This is a genomic window from Streptomyces sp. LHD-70 (assembly GCF_031157275.1).
In the GTDB taxonomy this organism is placed as follows: Bacteria; Actinomycetota; Actinomycetes; order Streptomycetales; family Streptomycetaceae; genus Streptomyces.
The window spans coordinates 19602-34259 of sequence record NZ_JAVIFW010000039.1 but is presented as its reverse complement, the minus strand read 5'-3'; the positions used below and the strand labels follow the sequence as shown (position 1 = coordinate 34259).

Annotated in this window: 17 protein-coding genes; 3 read left to right on the top strand and 14 right to left on the bottom strand. The window is 68.7% G+C overall.

The window, feature by feature from the left end; genetic code table 11:
• Positions 1 to 136: 136 nt before the first annotated feature.
• Positions 137 to 307 (top strand): hypothetical protein, encoded by a 171-nt coding sequence (locus RCO28_RS38185; RefSeq protein ID WP_308946000.1) that lies wholly within the window; start codon positions 137 to 139, stop codon positions 305 to 307.
• A 70-nt stretch (positions 308 to 377) separates the two neighbouring features.
• Here the strand turns inward: RCO28_RS38185 and RCO28_RS38180 are convergent, their stop codons facing one another.
• From RCO28_RS38180 to RCO28_RS38140, 9 genes are all read right to left on the bottom strand, one after another.
• A complete protein-coding gene (locus tag RCO28_RS38180; RefSeq protein ID WP_308945999.1) occupies positions 378 to 773 on the bottom strand; it encodes a hypothetical protein in 396 nt (131 codons plus the stop codon).
• A gap of 106 nt (positions 774 to 879) precedes the next feature.
• Entirely contained in the window at positions 880 to 2634 is a 1755-nt protein-coding gene (locus RCO28_RS38175; RefSeq protein WP_308945998.1) for a relaxase/mobilization nuclease domain-containing protein, read from the bottom strand.
• Positions 2634 to 3299 (bottom strand): plasmid mobilization relaxosome protein MobC, encoded by a 666-nt coding sequence (mobC, locus tag RCO28_RS38170; RefSeq protein WP_308945997.1) that lies wholly within the window; start codon positions 3297 to 3299, stop codon positions 2634 to 2636. The genes RCO28_RS38175 and mobC overlap by 1 nt, the downstream gene beginning before the upstream one ends.
• A complete protein-coding gene (locus tag RCO28_RS38165) occupies positions 3296 to 3520 on the bottom strand; it encodes a hypothetical protein (RefSeq protein WP_308945996.1) in 225 nt (74 codons plus the stop codon). The genes mobC and RCO28_RS38165 overlap by 4 nt, the downstream gene beginning before the upstream one ends.
• A 92-nt stretch (positions 3521 to 3612) precedes the next feature.
• Positions 3613 to 4518 (bottom strand): DUF2637 domain-containing protein, encoded by a 906-nt coding sequence (locus RCO28_RS38160; RefSeq protein ID WP_308945995.1) that lies wholly within the window; start codon positions 4516 to 4518, stop codon positions 3613 to 3615.
• On the bottom strand, positions 4515 to 5057 hold the full coding sequence (locus RCO28_RS38155) for a WhiB family transcriptional regulator (protein WP_308945994.1): 543 nt from the start codon (positions 5055 to 5057) through the stop codon (positions 4515 to 4517). The genes RCO28_RS38160 and RCO28_RS38155 overlap by 4 nt, the downstream gene beginning before the upstream one ends.
• Positions 5058 to 5154: 97 nt before the next feature.
• A complete protein-coding gene (locus RCO28_RS38150) occupies positions 5155 to 5865 on the bottom strand; it encodes an ATP-binding protein (RefSeq protein ID WP_308945993.1) in 711 nt (236 codons plus the stop codon).
• The gene (locus tag RCO28_RS38145) at positions 5865 to 6812 is read right to left on the bottom strand and encodes a hypothetical protein (protein WP_308945992.1); all 948 of its coding nucleotides are present in this window, start codon (positions 6810 to 6812) and stop codon (positions 5865 to 5867) included. The genes RCO28_RS38150 and RCO28_RS38145 overlap by 1 nt, the downstream gene beginning before the upstream one ends.
• A 2-nt stretch (positions 6813 to 6814) precedes the next feature.
• Positions 6815 to 7174 carry a transcriptional regulator gene (locus RCO28_RS38140; protein ID WP_308945991.1) on the bottom strand — a complete coding sequence of 120 codons (360 nt, stop codon included), beginning with the start codon at positions 7172 to 7174 and terminating at the stop codon, positions 6815 to 6817.
• A 538-nt stretch (positions 7175 to 7712) separates the two neighbouring features.
• Between RCO28_RS38140 and RCO28_RS38135 the strand changes: the two genes are divergently transcribed.
• Positions 7713 to 8597 carry a helix-turn-helix domain-containing protein gene (locus tag RCO28_RS38135; protein ID WP_308945990.1) on the top strand — a complete coding sequence of 295 codons (885 nt, stop codon included), beginning with the start codon at positions 7713 to 7715 and terminating at the stop codon, positions 8595 to 8597.
• 18 nt (positions 8598 to 8615) lie between these two features.
• Here the strand turns inward: RCO28_RS38135 and RCO28_RS38130 are convergent, their stop codons facing one another.
• From RCO28_RS38130 to RCO28_RS38120, 3 genes are read right to left on the bottom strand one after another with little or no spacing between them, the layout of a single operon-like run.
• On the bottom strand, positions 8616 to 9806 hold the full coding sequence (locus tag RCO28_RS38130) for an amidohydrolase family protein (RefSeq protein ID WP_308945989.1): 1191 nt from the start codon (positions 9804 to 9806) through the stop codon (positions 8616 to 8618).
• Between the two features lie 32 nt (positions 9807 to 9838).
• On the bottom strand, positions 9839 to 10963 hold the full coding sequence (locus tag RCO28_RS38125) for an MAB_1171c family putative transporter (protein ID WP_308945988.1): 1125 nt from the start codon (positions 10961 to 10963) through the stop codon (positions 9839 to 9841).
• The gene (locus tag RCO28_RS38120) at positions 10964 to 11524 is read right to left on the bottom strand and encodes a hypothetical protein (RefSeq protein ID WP_308945987.1); all 561 of its coding nucleotides are present in this window, start codon (positions 11522 to 11524) and stop codon (positions 10964 to 10966) included.
• Positions 11525 to 11825: 301 nt separating this feature from the next.
• Between RCO28_RS38120 and RCO28_RS38115 the strand changes: the two genes are divergently transcribed.
• Positions 11826 to 12617: a helix-turn-helix transcriptional regulator gene (locus RCO28_RS38115; RefSeq protein ID WP_308945986.1), complete on the top strand. Its 792-nt coding sequence runs from the start codon at positions 11826 to 11828 to the stop codon at positions 12615 to 12617.
• A gap of 13 nt (positions 12618 to 12630) precedes the next feature.
• On the opposite strand, the gene RCO28_RS38110 is transcribed toward RCO28_RS38115, so the two are convergent.
• Both RCO28_RS38110 and RCO28_RS38105 read right to left on the bottom strand, forming a co-directional pair.
• Positions 12631 to 13104, bottom strand: a complete 474-nt coding sequence (locus RCO28_RS38110) for a TrmO family methyltransferase (RefSeq protein ID WP_308945985.1) — start codon at positions 13102 to 13104, stop codon at positions 12631 to 12633.
• A 38-nt stretch (positions 13105 to 13142) separates the two neighbouring features.
• The gene (locus tag RCO28_RS38105) at positions 13143 to 14504 is read right to left on the bottom strand and encodes a Tat pathway signal protein (RefSeq protein WP_308945984.1); all 1362 of its coding nucleotides are present in this window, start codon (positions 14502 to 14504) and stop codon (positions 13143 to 13145) included.
• Positions 14505 to 14658 lie beyond the last annotated feature (154 nt).

The following is a 14658-nucleotide window of genomic DNA, read 5'->3' as shown; positions in this document are numbered from 1 at the left end:
ATGCCCACCGACGACCCGGTCATGAACGTCACGCGCAGCCGCCTCGGACGCCTCACCCGCCAAGGCTTCCTCACCCAACCCGGACGAGGCCGCTACCAGAAACGGACTTAACGACCTCTAAAACGCCGTGCTCCGCGTGATCGTCGACAACGCCATCGAATCGGTCCGCAGCGGTGGGGCCTCCGTGGAGGAGGCCATCCTGCACGCGGCGGTGCACGGCTGGTACGAGGGCCATATCCAGGGTGAGGACAAGTGCCCCGGGTGCGACTTCCGGGGCTGGCTGCCGAAGAACAGCAAGCGCGGCTGACCACCCCAGAACGCCGAGGAGCGCCACCGATTCGTTGGTGGCGCTCCTCGGCGTTTGGTCCCTTGCTCGACTACTTCAGGTACATACCGGAGAAGGCGCCGTCGAAGCCGAGCGCGACGAGGCACTGCTCGACGCTGGGGTAGTTCGTGACGTCCGGGCTGTCGATCAGGGCGTCGAAGTCGGCGCGGCTGATCTCGGGTTCGAGCCACTGGTTGCTGCACCGGCAGCGGATCCAGACGTTGCGGCCGTGGTTGATGAGCAGCCAGTCTCGTCGGGCCCGGCAGGCTGAGCACGTCGCGGGGATGCCTCCGAAGGGCAGCTCGTGTGGGTGGCTGAGGCAGCGGGTCGCGCCGGGCCCGTTGGCCGGTTGCGTCTCGTGTGCGAGTTGCAGCAGGGGGTCGGTGCCGGCGGGGAGGACGGGTGCCAGCCTTGTGGTGCGGTCGGTGGTTCTGAGCACGAGCGTCATCTTCCGGTCGTGGGCTTGCTGTTTCCATCCGTAACAGCCGGAGAATCGGCTGTCCAGGCGTTTCGTGGAGGCAGGCCGGTCGGCGAGCGGCCTGCTGGGACTCTGCTCAGCGGCGCGGTGGGCGGCTCCGCGGATCGGAGGCACCAGGGCGGGCCGCCGCTGCAGGGGTGTGCCGTTCGCTGGTGCGGTTGGCCGAGGTCGTAGTCGGGCGGGTGCCGGGCTGCGGGCGGCGGGGAGCTTCGCCGGGGTGGGCGGGGAGTTGGGCAATCCTGCGAAGGCGCCAGACCAGGACGTCGTTCACGTCCGCGGCGGTGTCGAGTTCGCGCATGTCGATGGCCTGCTGCAGGAGGGCCTCGGGATCGTGGCCGGCCTGCTCGACCTGGGCAAGGGTCGCGACCAGGGCGTCGGTCTTCGTTGATGTGCTGTCTGCTCGCGGTCCCTGCTCCGGCAGAGCTGCGCGGATGGTGGTCTCGTGTGTCCGGCGTTCGGCCTCTGGGAGGGCACGGCCTTGGTCGTGCAGTACTCGCATCGGTGTGGCGGCGGCTTGGCGGTAGGCGGTTCGCAGGTGCTCGGCGGCCTGTCGGGAGGCTTGGGCCTGCTGGGCGTGACCGCGGGCGGAATGCCAGCGGGCAGCGGCGAGGGTTACGAGGACCAAGGTGGAGACGAGCATGGCGGTGGTGCCGCCGTCCTCGCCCCGGCCGAGAGCGCCGCCGGCCTGGACGATGCCTCGGGCGGCCGAGCGGAGAGCCCGTGTGTCGGCGCGTTCTGCTCGGGCGTGGCTGCGGGTCGCCCGCTCGAAGGCCCGGGCGGCTGCACGCAGTTCGGCGCGGGTGGCGGCCGGGGAGGTTTGGGCGACTGCGTCGAGCAGTTCACCGACTCCGACGAGTTGGGCGGCGGCGTCGTCGTCGGCGTCGAGGAGTACGGCAGCGCGTTCGGCGGCCCCGGTGGCGCTCCGTCGCTCTCGGGCAGGTGGGGACCACTCCGGTCGGCTGTTGGGGGCGACCGGGAACTGCGTCCCTTCGATGCCGTCGACCAACCGCTGACGGATCCTCGGGAGGGACAGGTCGGGGGCCAGCTTGGAGCCGGGATACCAGACCGGCTCACCATTGCGGTTGCGGTCGCCGGGCAGGGCCACGTTGTACCCGAGCGCGTCACCGGACGGGGCGTGGCGCATTTTCACGCGCAGGCCCGCCTCGCGTAGCCGGGCGAAGAACTCCTTCTCGTCCTCCGCTCCCGCAACGGCCTGACGGACGGCTTCGCGGAGCGTCTCGCGGGAGGTCTCGGGGCGACCGGTCCGTTCGGCCTTGAACTTCTCGGCGCTGGTGGGGTTTTGCGCTGCGGTGCCGTCGCCTGCATTGAGACGGCGTAGGCCCATCTCCTTCTCGATGCGTCGGGCTTCGGCCTGCGCCTTGTTGAAGTCGTAGTTGAGGCGGGGATTGCGCAAGTCTCCGCGGACCAGGGTGGCGACGATGTGGATGTGGTCTTCTGCGTGGCGGACGGCGACCCACCGGCAGCCGTCGGGATCACCGTCCGGCGCGATGGCGGTGGCGTGGACGATGCGCTGGGCGACGGTGTTCCACTCTGCGTCGGAGAGCCGTCGGTCGCCGGGGGCGGTCCGGACCGAGCAGTGCCACACGTGCTGGGCGGGCGCGCGGTCACCGGCCTGCTTGACCCGGAGGTCGAGGGCGGCGGTGAGGCGGGCGAGAGCGACTTGCGGGTCGGTGTCGCGGCCGGGGTCGGGGGCGAAGCCATCCCACGAGCCGACGAGGTGCGCGTCGGTGTGCTCCTCTCGCTTACCGGGGCCGTAGAGGTAGACGAGGAGCCCGTGGGTGCGGGAGCCGCGTCCGATGTCGGGAACCATCACAGCCTCCTGGTCACCAGGCCGTTCGCCGCGTCGTCGAGGCGGCCGAGCAAATGGGTCAGAACGTTCAGTGCGTGGTCGAGTTCGCCGGGGCGGGGCTGGCCACCGGAATTGTGTATGTGGGCGATCTGGTTGATGTTGTTGCCGATCCGGGCCAGCGCGGTACGCAGCGCGGCGAGTTCGTCGATGGCCGTGTCGAGTCGTTCGTTGGAGTGCAGGGTGGTCGAACCGCGAGCGGCGGCGAGGCCGGCGGCAGCGAGGAAGCGGGCGACGGTGATGCCGCGCTGCGCGGCGGCGGCGACGATCTCGGTCTTCTCGTCGTCGGAGAGTCGGGTGGTCGTCTTGCGTGCGCGCTCGCTCGGGTTGCGGCTGCGGCGGCGCGGTTTGCGGTCGGGGAAGGCGGGCGTGCTCGGGCTCGGCTGCTCGCGGTGATCGGCGCGGTCGGCTTCTCCCTCGGTGACCGGCGCCCCCTGGTGCCGGTTGCCCGGCTGGTTCCCGAGCGCCCTCGCTCGGGAACCAGCCGGGCTTCCCCCGCCCTCCTGGGCGGGGGCAAGTGCGTGCGACGGGCCGTAGGACCGTCGTACGCGATAGCTTGCTCGGCCGCGTGTGGGGTCACCGCCGTCGCCATCGTCCACGAGTGGTCGTGCCGAGTCGCTGGGCGTCATCGACGCGTTCCGGGAGTGGAGTTGCGTAGGTCGTGCAGCACTTCGGCGACGAAGTCGAGTACGAGGATGGGCTCGTGGAGCGTGTGGGGCGTGCTCGTGGAGGTGCGGGTCACGGTCCAGGCTCCGTCCAGGGCTCGTTCCGCGCGGTGGAGGTGTCCGTACTTCGTGAGGACCGAGATCCATGCATCGGCTTCTGCGTGGGTGGCTGGGGTTGTCCGCATGAGAGCTGCTCCAGTGCGTACGAAGTGGGTTACGGAGGGCGGGTGCCTCGGTGGTAGGTCGGTCCGGACACCCGCCGTCGGAGGGTGCTCGGTCAGCCGACCCGAGCGTTGTCCGGCTGACCGGCTTCCTTGCGGAGCAGGCGCATCAGCTCGGTCAACCGGGCGTTGCCCAAGCCGAGGTCATGACTGCGGATGGCATCCGCGACCACCTTCCGGGTCAGGCGTCCGGCCTCGGTGACCGCGGGGCGGGCGATGGCGAGGAGGTCCTCGTCGGTGACCTGGGTGGCCTTCCGGTCACTGGTGTCCTGCCTCTGTGTCCGGAAGGCCTCCGGAGTGGCCGACCGTGAACTGGCCACGTGCAGTCGGGTGACCTGGCGCGGTCTCGGGGGCAGCTCTCCGCCCTCGGCATCTGGGCGGTCAGCAGGCTCCGGGTCCTCGACCTCCGGCTGGCCGGACAGCACATCGGCCGTCGACAACTCCCCAGTGTCTGGAGACTTGCCGGCCTCCGGACGGTCACCCTGATGGGCGCCAGGAGTGTCCGGAGCCTCGGCCGCTCCGATCTCGGTCACCCGACGGGCGATGAGGATGTAGAGGTGGACGGCACCGGCCAGCGCGAGCGGGGCGAGCGTCGACAGGACTCCGACGGTAATGTCGCCGAGCCGCAGTCCCGGCCCTTCGGGCTGCTGCTGATTGAGGCGTACGGCGTGCAGGGCGTTGGCCCAGATACTCGCGACCGTGGCGATGCCGAAGAGGAACCACACGTAGCAGCGGGCGGCGAGCGGCGCCGTGCGGAGGACCAGCAGGCCCCGTACTCCGTAAGCGATGAACCCGTCGATGACGAGCGGGAAGACGAAAGTCAGGAATCCGCGGATGTGGATGGCGGTGGCCATCTGCTGCAGGGCGTCGTACGAGAGGGCGCAGCCCGCGGCTCCGAGGGCAACGATCGCGGCGCGGTCCCAGCTGGTGATGCGAGCGGGTGTGGTGGAGGGGGCGCTCACGCTGCCGCTCCGAGGTCATCCTGGTCGACCGTGCTGGCGCCATGTCGGGTGGTGGCCACCGTACGGTTGCGGAGTTCTCGGCGCGTGCGGCGGTACAGCTTGTCGGCGTGCTCCTCGGTGATCTTGAGGAGCCAGGCGAGTCGCTCGGACGGGACATCGGCCTGGTAGGCGGCGCGTACGACGGCGCGGCGTTCGCTGTGGGTGAGGTGGACGTCGCGTCCGGCGAGGGTTGCGTTGACGCGCTCGTAGTCGTGTCGGTGCTCCAACTTGCTGTGCAGGCGCTCCCGTTCTTCCTCCGTCATGCCGCCACGGATGCCTTCGCGGTCGTTGTTCTCGAGCGCGGCGTCGAGGCAGGTTCGGCGTACGGGGCACTGGGCGCAGAGTGACTTGGCCTGGTGGATGCGGTCCATCTCGTCGGGCTCGGGGAAGAAGAGGTCGAGGTCGACGTCGTGGTGGTCCGTCGGGCGGCAGGCGGCGTGCTCGTGCCAGGACTGGTCGCCGAGGAGGCGGTGCGGGCGGGGCTCGATGCTGTGGTGCATGGGGGCGGTCTCCGATCGGGCTCCGGGGTGGCTGGAGGCAGGGCGGGCCCCAGAGTTTGTGCGGGAAGGGCGCGAACTGGCGGTGTTCGCAGAGGAGTCAGCGGGTGGCTGCGGCGTGGAGGCGCTCGGCGGCCAGAGCCCGTCTGCGGTCGGGACCGTCGAGGATGACTTTGTCGGTCATCTCGGTGAGCCTGGAGGCGACGCGATCGCCGATGTGGGCGCGGAGGTCCGCCATACCGAGGTTGGTGGTGAGGAGGGTGGGGAGCATCTCGTTGTAGCGGCGGTTGATCAACCGCATCGTGATCTCCTCGGTCCACTCGCTGTTCTTCGCCGCGCCGAGGTCGTCGACGAACAGGAGTGGGCAGCGGGCCAGTTCCATGAACTCCCGCTCGCCGTCGTGCCCGGGGCGCGGCCGGAGCTCGGCGTAGAGGTCGGCGGCCGTGATGGCCTTCCAGCGCAGTCGCACGCCTTCGGCGAGCAGCGAGCGGATCGCGCCGTACGCCTGGTGGGTCTTGCCGGTGCCGGTGGTTCCGGCGATGAGCAGCGAGCGCCCCTGCGCGATGCCGGGGACTCCGCCGGGGCCGGGGCGGCCGGCCTGGGCGACGGCCCGCACCCACGCGGTGACCGCCGGGTGGTCGGCGAGGGCGTCACGGTAGCGGGCCGGGATGCGGGAGTCGGCCGCCTGGAGGGCGGGGGCCGGTTCGTGGCGTTCGGAGGGTACGGCGACGGGGTCGATGCCCTTGGTGTGGAGGATGTTGGCCAGGCGCCGTGCGATGCCGCCAACGGGCAGGGCGTCGTAGTCACGCATCACAGCTCCTCGGCGTAGGCGGCGGCAGGGTTGGCGGGGTTGGCCCAGGGCCGATGGGCGGCGAGGTTAGGTGTTGATCCCGGCCGGGCCAAGCCTGCGGGTGCGGCGTTCATCGCTTCGTGGACCAGGCTCGGGAGGGTGCTGGGGTGCAGGCCCTTGGCCCGGTGCCGGGTAAGTCCGGCACGGATGTGGTCGGGCTCGACGCCCTCCGCGATGAGCTTGGCTGTCTCGCGGCCGAGGTGGCCCAGGAGGTCGCGTGGTGGCCGGTGCGCGCAGGCGGCGGCGTACTCCGCGATGAGTTGCCGGGCCGAGGCGGTCGGCTGCGCGGGGACGCTTGCGTCCCCCGTAGGGGAAGTAGTTCCAGGATCCAGGTTCCTAGGTCCTAGATCCGGAGCGTGAGAGCTCGTGGAGGGCTCCGTGAGGGGGCCGTGAGCGCTCACTGAGCCCTCAGAGATGGGGAGTTGACCTGCGAATTCCCAATCCACGGGCCGGTCGTCCGTCATGCTCCGGGAGACCTCCGCGCGTGTGCCGTGAGTGTTCACGGAGGGGGCAGTGAGAGGTGCGTGAGCCGCGGCGGTGGCGGTGGCGTCGGCACCGGAAGCGTCGTGCCGCGGGCAGTCCGGGGTACGTACTCCGCTGGGGCGGTTGATCCGCTGGTGCTTGGACCAGGTCACGACGTGCAGGTACGCCTTGCCATCTTCGCCGGTGTAGCGGCAGATCAGGTCCTCGGAGGCGAGCTGGATGAGGTCGTCCTCGACGCCCATGGGCCCGTGCTCCGGTCGCAGCGACCACAACACTCCGGCTATGACTGCGGCTTGGTCCCGGATGCGTCCGCGATCGTCGACCTGTGTGAGGAGGCCGAAGAAGGTCCGCTCGGCGCTCAGGGAGACCGCGGCCAGGGACTCCGAGGCAAAGGCCTCCGGCTTGATGGTGCGGATACGGGCCATGGTCAGCGTCCTCCGCTCGCGATGGCCTGAGGCGCGGGGGTGCGCAAGAGCAGGCCGGTGCGCAGCTCGAAGGTGTGGTCCTGGTCCCAGTCGGCCTCGGGGAACGCGCGGAGGGTCCAGCGAGCGGCGGTCCGAGCCTGGAGCCGACTCAGCGGAATGCGTCGGCCTGCAGCGTCGTGTGCGGTGCCGTGCGGGTTCGGCCACGCCCCGGCAGGGCCGCGCAGCGTGACGTAAAGGGTGCGGGCGCCGGGAATCATCTCGGCCAGGAGCCTGGCCAGGCGAAGCCGGCAGGAGCTGACGAGCGCCGGTATGCGGCCGGGCTCGTCTGTCGCGAGCGCCCTTCCTGGGCGGTGTTCGGGCATGCGAGAATTCCTCACTCGTAGGTGAAGTGGGTCGGCCGCTCTCGTCGAAAAGGTCAGCCGTACCGCTCCAGTTATGAATCCGTCGCCCTGCGGGCTGGCGGCTTCGGCGTCCGGAAGGTGCGAACTTCTGGGCGCCGGTTTCATTTCCCCCGTCTAGGGGTGCCGTCTCGGCTGCTCGCCTAACTCCTGTCGTTCTCCTTCGTGTTGGCCTGCCGCGGCGCGGTCGGCCGAGGGACCAGGACCATATGCATGGCGGCTGCGACGTTCCAGCCGATTGGCGGGCCCGATCCACACCGACGCCGACCTGACATCTCCGGCTCCCGTAGGGCCGTCGTGCCGAGCAGACGATCAGAGCCCGTCCAGCTCTATCCACACCGCGGCACTGCGCGTGCAGTGAGGCCCGGCATGGGCAGGAGGGCAGCGAAGGGTGTAGGTTGAACACCCGGATTCGCCAAACTGAACCTATCCCGGTTTAAGCATCGAATCAACACGTTGAAGTTTCCGCGATTTAGACAACCAGCTTCGGGAGAGCCTTCGGATGGCCCCTCGCCAGTTCGACCGTGACCGGGTACGCGCGCTGCGCCGCGCCCGGAACATCACCCAGAGCGAGCTGGGCGAAGCGGTCGGCGTCGGCGACACGACCGTGGCCAGCTGGGAGTTGGGGTCCTCGACACCCGACGGCGAGAAGCTGCCCGTTCTGGCGAAGTTCTTCGGCCTGTCGCTCGACGAGCTCTTCCCTCGCGCCGCCGGCAACCTGCCTGACCTCGCGGACCTACGTTGCGACGCCGGCTACAGCCAGTACCAGACCAGAGAACTGATCGGCACGAAGAGCTCGGGCCCGGTCGCCAACGCCGAGCGGGGCAAGCGCCGACTGAGCGAGAAGTTCCAGGGGCCGCTGGCGAAGGCTTACGGCGTGACAGTGGACGAGCTGCTCGCGGCGCAGGAGAGATCGTTCGGCAACGAGGTCCCGGCCCCCGCCGGCACCATGACGATGCCGCGCACCGTGGCCGAGAAGATCACGTACCTGCTGGAGCACTCCTACCCCGGCACCCAGAAGCCACCGACTGACGCTGAGATCGCCGAAGCCGTGAACGAGCATGCAGGCGCGCCCGTCATCGCGGAGGCCGGGGTACGCGCACTGCGGACCGGGGACGACGCGGAGCTGCCCACCATCGTCGCCGAAGGCCTGGCTGAACTGTTCGGCGTCTCCCCGCTGTACTTCCAGACCGACGACACGGTCGCCCGCCAGGTCGTCGAAGGACTGCGGCTCCTGGCCGCCGTCCGCACCGGAGCGGTCGGACGAGTAACAACCCGCGGGCTCGGCCCCGAGGGCATGTCGGACGACCTCGTCGCCTTCCTGAACCAGATGGTCGAGGAAATGGCGGATCGAGAAACGCCCGGAGCCGAAGGCCCCGGGCGCTGATCAACTCTGCACTCTCGACTACCCGTTGGCCCCGAACTCGTAGTGCCGACCGGCCGCGACGACAGTCTCGACGGCCTTCAGAGCACCGAGGTCCGCGAGCGGGTCACCGTCGACCACGAACAGGTCCGCGCGGTACCCGGGGCTGAGCTGCCCGGTCTCCTCGCCAAGCCCCAGCGCGTGGGCAGCCTCCGTGGTCGCCATCGCGAGGATCCGCTCGTTCGCCAGGCCGAGGTGCTCGTAGAACGTGAGACTGCCGGGCAGGCCATCGAACCCGGCGCGCTGCACGCCCGCGTCCGTGCCCGCGATCAGGCGAGCGCCCGCCTCAGCCATCGTCCGTACGGCGTCGAACATGGCCTCGGCGCGCTCGGCGCCGAAGAACTTCGGCAGCATCGGCCAGTGCGGGCTGACCGTCGGGCAGACGAAGATGCCCTTCTCGATGATCTGGCCGAGGACGTCTTCGCGTACGTCGAAGCCGTCCTCGGTCATCCAGGTGCAGTGCTCGATCGTGTCGACGCCCGCCTCGACCGCGGCGGTGATGCCGTCGACCCCGTGCGCGTGCGCGGCGACCGGCAGCCCTGCCCGATGCGCCTCCTCGACGAGCGCGGCCAACTCCTCGTCGGAGAACTGGGATTCCCAGCTCTTCGCCCCGCCCTTGGTCAGCCCACCCCCGGTCTCCATCACCTTGATGACCTCCGCGCCGGCCTCGGCGTTGCGCCGCACCAACCGACGCACCTCCTCCACCCCGCTGACCTCACCGCCGAGGAACCAGCAGTGCCCGCCGGGAGGCGTCACGGGAGTCCCCGCCGACACGATGCGGGGGCCGACGGCCTGGCCCTCGGCTACAGCCCGGGCCAGTCGCAGAGCAAGCCCATGGCGATCCCCCAAGTCACGGGCGGTCGTGACACCGATACCGAGCAGCTGCTCCGCGCGCGCCTTCATATCGGCGAACAACGCCTCGTCGTCCTGCCCTTGGAGTGTGGCAACCGGGTCCGCTCCCCCGTCGAAGCAAAGGTGCACATGGGCGTCGATCAGGCCGGGCATCACGGTGCCCGCCGGGTAAGCGAGGCGCGGCTCGTCAGGGCGAACGTGACGCTGAACCTCTTCACGCGGCCCGACCGCGGCGATTGCGCCTTCTCGTACGAGGACCGCTCCATCGACGATGACGTGCAGGTCGGCTCCGGCCAGGACGTTGGCGGCGGTGATCAGCATGGGCAGCAGCTCCCTTTCGCTTACGGAGTGGGTCAGTTGGCGACGCGCAGGGCGTCGGACAGAACTAGCAGTTCTCCTACTTCGGCCTCTCGGCTGCGTTGTCGAGGGATGGTGGCCAGCGGTTGCTCAGGTGCAGCCCGGCCCGAGCCGTCGAGGTGGGCGCGCACGGCTTCACGCAGCCGTTCAGCGGCACGACGCGCGGAGTCGTCACGCAGCGGCTCAGGACCCTCGCCTCTTGGCACCAAGTAGGGGCTGACCTCGACAAGTCCGTCTCTGCATTCGACGACACGGCGGTGGTGTCGGCGATGGACACCACGAGCACGCCCCCGCTCCCACGCAGATGCCGAATCGGGGCTCAGCACCGCATGAGGCGCCGCCTCCGCCATCAGCTTCCACAACGGTTCGAGACGCGCGTATTCACGACGGTGACGGAACCACAGACGGCACAGAGAGATCCGCGTACGCACGCCTGGGTACGTGATACCGAAGACGAAGAGCACACTCGACACCACCAGGACCGCCGCGACCGCGGCCATCACCGGAGCGGGAACCGTGTCGCCGGTCCACCTGACCCCGACGATCACGGCCCGGACCGCGCACGCCACAGCCATCCCGAACATTCCTGCGCCGGCCGTCCAGAGCCCGGTGGAGTGCGGCGTGCCGGACAAGCGGGCGTAGCGGCGCGTCCAATACGCCGCGGCGGCGAGCGCGTACATCAGGTACAGGCCGGTCACCAGGTAGAAGATCGCGGCCTGCGGGACTGTCATGTCCGTGCTGGAGAAGCTCCCGACGAGCGCATGGTGCGGGACCGTGGCGACGGTGCAGGTGACGGTCGCGGCCACCGAGGCAGCGACGAGGGCCTCGATACGGGCTCGGCGTCGGGCGCCGCGCTCGTCGGCGGACGCGTACAGGTAGAAGCACATCAGGAAGTACACGGTGGCAATCAGCAGGAGGTTCTGCATGAGTTTGGCTGCACCGTGTCCGGCCACTGTCTCGAATCCAGTCGCACCGCCCGGCATCGCGAGCGGGTAGGACAGCGCCGCAGAGGTCAGGCAGAGCACGACCGAGCGCAGGCATCGATCGTGTGGGGCCTTGGACAGTTGGTAGAGCTTCCAGACGATGGCCGCGACGAGCCCACTGAGGAAGACGGTGGCCATCTACAGCCACCCCTGGTGATCGCCGAGTGCGGCCTGAACGCGCCGCACCGCGGGGTCGTCGCTCTGCCGAGAGGGCGCGATGTGGTCGAGGATCGATGCCCACTCCCCCACGATCGTCGCGACGAGCTCGGCCTCTTGCTCCTCCTCGGTGTCGTACGAACACCGAAGCAGCGCCCGCCGGATCGCGTCCGACTTGAGCCCGGGGAGCAGGGACTCCCACACGGCCGTGCCAGGGGGCCCTGGGTGATCGGCCAGGATGTGCCCGAGCTCGTGCAGGATGATGTGGTCCTGGTGGTGCGGGGTCGTCTCCTTCTGGAAGACGATCACGTCGGCGTTCGGCGTTTCCAGCCACGCCCCGAGCGGCCCTCCGCTCTGCAGCGGGAAGGCGCGCAGTTCGATCCGTCGGCCCCGCCGACGGGCAAGCGCGGTGCACAGGTCGGGCACGCTCAATGGCGGCTGAACATCGAGGGACCTCAGCAGCCGTCGGATCCGGCGCTCCAGGTCCCGACCCCGGGCACGCCCTTCACCCTGCTGTTGCCGCATGCCAGGGAGCACGCGCATCGCGTGATTCTCGGATTGCTGCCCGTCAGACGACCTCTGCAGCGAATCGGGTCTGGCTGTACGCCACCACAAGGACATGGCCGGTTAGCTCCCTTACTCACGCTTCTTTGCCTGAGTAATCCTGCACAGCCACTTCCGCCACCAGCAGTGGCGCTTGCCCCAGTACCGAGAACTGAATTAGGCAGCTCGTACTCGGAATGTCGCGCTCCGCATATGCCACAGGCGTAGATAATTGGACAACTGCCCCATTCCAGCGGGCCAAAAGGCGGGCGCAACGCGGAAGGTTGGTGACGCAGCCCATATGTCAAAGCATGCAGTTTCCTCGGAGCTGGGTCCGCTTCTTCGCCACTGGCGCGAACGACTCGATCATCGTCGCATCGCCGGGATCGACTCCACCCGCAGAAGGTTGAAAGACGGATTAACGCAGGACGAAGTCGCCACTCTCACGGGCGTGGCAAGTTCCTGGTATCGGCAGTTGGAAGGCGGCAGCCCGCGGCCGGTTTCCGAACAGTTCGTACAGCGCTTGGCCATGACCTTGAGGCTTGAAGAGGCCGAACGAGTCATGCTCTTCCAGATGGCGCTGGGCCGTACCCCTCCCCCAGTCGCCGCGGGGCTGAAACTCCGGGTGGACGACCACCTGCAGGTCATCCTGGACGCTCTCGCCCCGCACCCTGCCTATGTATCAGACTTGCGTTGGGACATCGTCGCCTACAACGAGCCCCAAGAGGACTGGTTTCCCTGGCTGCCGTACGAGCGCAACCTGATGCGGTTCGCCTTCCTCTACCCGGAGGCCCGGGAGCAGCTCGTCAACTGGCGGGAGGATTGGGCCCTCCCATTCCTTGGTCAGATCCGGTACGTCATCGCCACACACCCGGACGCGACTGAGTTGACTGACTTGCGGGACGAAATCCTAGCGGGAAACGAAGAGGCACGGGAGTTGTGGGCGACACTGCAGACAAGGGCACACCCGGACGGCGACATCCGTCGATTTCGACTGCCCGTACACAACGGCGAAGAGGTGGAAGTCCGGATCGTGGCCTTCGCGCCCCTCAGTGATCAGAACCTGCGGACCGTGGTTCTAGTACGCACGTAGCGCACACCCTCCTTCACGACTTCTCGGCCCAGTAATCGGCGAGCATCTCGCCCGGCCACGCCGGTTCGTGCACCTGTCCACGCGGGCCCAACTCCCGGAAGAAGGGCGAGACATCGTAGATCTTGGTGCCCACGACCGCGTCCAAGTCGGTCACGCGCAAACGGAGACCCTCGACGCTCAGCAAACGCGGGAAACTCTGGGCGAGTTGGTTGGGCCTGCGGTGGTTGCGATGGGCGAAAGTGCCGGTCGCCGGCCATTGCGGATTTCCTCGCGGGCTGCGCGCGTGGTACTCCACGTCTTCGGGAGAGGCCTTGTCGAAGTGCCATACGACGACGAGGTGGGAGAACTCTTCCAGCCCTTGCACAGAGTCGAGCGGGAACTCTGCCTCGTCGAGCTGGATGACCGACTCGACGCCGCCCCAGTAGTCGTCCGAGACCTGGCTCCGTCCCTCGACAACGACACCGATCGGATTGATCTCCAATGCCATACTTCGACCCTTCAGTGCGGACTCAATGACGGTCGGGGTCAATCTACTTGGGCCAGGTACGCGCCTGCCCGCGAGCTGAGGGCTCGGACCGCGGGAATCCCGCGGTTGCGGTACGGCGAGAGCAGGCCACGCATGTCCACCACCGTCTGCCTGGCCCGCCCGGAGTAGATGCCGCCCTCCATCGCATCCAGGACGCTCGTCCACGTCGCGCAGGCTTCCTCGACGCTCCCCTGCGCGATCTGGGTCGCGCCCATGTAGCCGAGGGTCACGGCGTGGGTGCGGCGGAACTCGGCGCCGCGCGTGCGTACGGAGTGACGGAACTTCTCGACCGCTCGTCCATGGTCACCCAGGTCGCGCAGTGTGCACGCCGTCTCGTGGGCGAGCGAGGCCTCTCCGAAGAAGAACGTCCGGTCCGGTTCGCGTATCCCTTCATGCGCGTTGGCGAGGTCGTCCTCTGCTCTCAGCAGTGCCTGTGCCGCTTCCGACCTTCGGCCGTTCGCCGCGAGGGTGCGTGCGTGAACCACGCCGAGCAGCGCTTTCTCCCTCGGCGTCGCGTCCGCGTAACGCTCGCCGTTCACTGACTGCTGGGCCAGCTGCAGCGCCTCCGCGTCGAAGCCCATGTCGAGGGCCTGGTGAGCCATCGCTCGCAGGATGTGCCCGCTCAACGGTGCGTCGCCGGCCCGAGCTGCCAGCTTCACCGCGAGGTTGAATCGGTGCAGTGCGACCGCGTGCTCGCTGTTGTCGAAGGCCATCCACCCTGATACGTAGGCCATTTCGGCGGATGCGGAGAACATCGCTCGTCTCGTCGCGTCGTCGGAGAACCGGCCGTTCAGGAAGCCGCGTACGTCCTGCCGAAGGTATTCGTCGACCGCCTGTCGGCCGTGGCCTCCGCCCCGCCGCTGGTCCATGCGGGAGAACGCGAGCGTGAGCTCCTGGACCGTCTCGACGTCGCCCCCGCCCACGCGTGTGCCTGCGGACGATGTCTTGTCTGGTGACTCCCCCATGGCTCGCCACCAGGTTTCGTCAGGAAGTATCAGGGCCGCTGCCGAGTACACCCCGCCGGTCAGGATGCGCCGCCGATCCCCGTCCACGCCTCTCCCCAAGTTGCTCAGCGCGATCAGCGGATCGACGCGCCAGTCCAGCGCTGTCTGCGCCGGCGAGGTGGGAACTGTGAACCCGGCTTCTTGTGGCGCGATTTCACGCTTCAGGCGACGGGACAGTGCCTGGCACAAGATTAGGGGCGCGACTCCGCTCGGCTGCGTGCCCCCTACCCACATGCTCACGTGCGACCGCCCGATCTTCGAGTTCTCGCGCACCTCGCCGCCGAGCGTCTCCGCAGCAACACGGTTGTACGCACTCGCGGCCATGGCCCGTGACCAGCGAGCTTCGTCGAGCAGCACGGCCAGCTGCTCATTCCTCTCACGTGCCATCGTGCGCCCCCGACACAGAAAACGATCTTTGACCACCTTGACCGACTTGCCACGTTGGCATGCCCGGCGTCGAGCTTGGATCTCACAACGTAGTCCCGAACTTCTGCTGCTTGAGAGGGAACTG